We start from the raw sequence: 1,451 nt of genomic DNA on the forward strand, positions 1-1,451 counted from the left end.
CAGTCACGCTCGGGCCGCCGGTGATGGTCAGACCGGTATTGTCGAGACGGCTGTTGGCCGCAACGACGCTGTTGACGGTGATGTCGTCGGCCAGATCGAAGTTGACGTTATCGTCCGCCCCGGTCTTGCTGACGACGATGTTGCCGTCGGCGCTCTTGAAGTCCACCGTTTCGCCCGGGGCCACGTTGGTGCTGTTGGCGCCTTGCGCGGTGATGTTGAAACCGGCGTTCGCGGTCGAGCCGACCGCGTCGAGCTGGCTCTTGTTGACCGCATCGGTCGCCGCGACGCCGGCGGCGACGTTGCTGACGACTTGGTTGCCGGCGTTGATGCCGGCCGAGGTCACGCTCGGGCCGCCCGTGATGGTCAGGCCGGTGCTGTCGAGACGGCTGTTGCCGGCAACGACGCTGTTGACGGTGATGTCGTCGGCCAGATCGAAGTTGACGTTGTTGTCGGTGCCAGCCTTGCTGACGACGATGTTGCCGTCGCCGTTCTTCAGGTCGATCGACTCGCTCGGATCGACGTTGGAACCGTTGGCGCCTTGCGCGGTGAGGGTGAAACCCGCGCCGGCCGCCTGCACCGCCTGATTGGTGGCGAACAGTTGGCTGCCGTTGACCGCATCGGTGCTGGTCGCACTCAGATCGGCCGGTGCGACGTTGACGATCTTGTTCGGGCCGGTGCCGCCGTGATTGGCGCTGTACGCACCTGCGCCGCCGTTCGCGGCCGGATCCCACAACAGCGAATCCTGGCCGAGCGCGGTGATCTTGCTGTCCACCGCCTTCAACTGGCTGACGTTGACCGCGTCGGTATCGGTCGCGCCCGCGGCGAGGTTGGTCACACGGCGTTCTTGGCCGGCAGTGCCCAACGACACTTCGCCTTTAGGCACGGTACCGGCGACGGCGTAAGTCGACGCCGGCGGAACGTAGGCCGCGGTGCCGAGCGTGGCGCCGTCGGCGACAGAGTGGTCGCCGAGCGCGACGCTGCCGGCGTGACTGACCTGAGCTTGGGTACCGAGCGCGGTGCCGTAGGCCGCGGTGACACCGGACCGCATGCCCACCGCGGTCGAATAGTTAGCCGCCGCATTCGCGCTTTCGCCGATCGCGGTAGCCCATTCCCCGCTTGCTTGCGTTTCCGACCCCAGCGCGGTCGCGCCGATCCCGGTCGCCTTGGCCCGATCGCCCATCGCAGCGGCGAAGTCTTTATCGGCCACGGCGTCGTTACCAAACGCGACCGCTGCATCGCCAGTGGCGATCGTATCGTCGCCGATCGCAATGGTATTCTGGGATGAGGCCGAGGCCTTGTTGCCGATGGCGATCGAAGAATTGCCGCTGGACACCGCTTCGCTGCCCATGGCGACGGCAAACAGATTCGAAGCGCGCGCGGCGTAGCCCACCGCGGTAGCTTGCTGGGCGGTCGCGAACGCATCGGACTGGGCGTTGCCGGTGTCGTTGGTG

General features: G+C 66.6%; 1 pseudogene. It reads right to left on the reverse strand.

The features are described from left to right. Positions 1-1,451: pseudogene (locus V7787_RS52760) on the reverse strand (hypothetical protein); the annotation flags it as partial.

It is taken from the genome of Pseudomonas sp. CGJS7, from assembly GCF_036961695.1.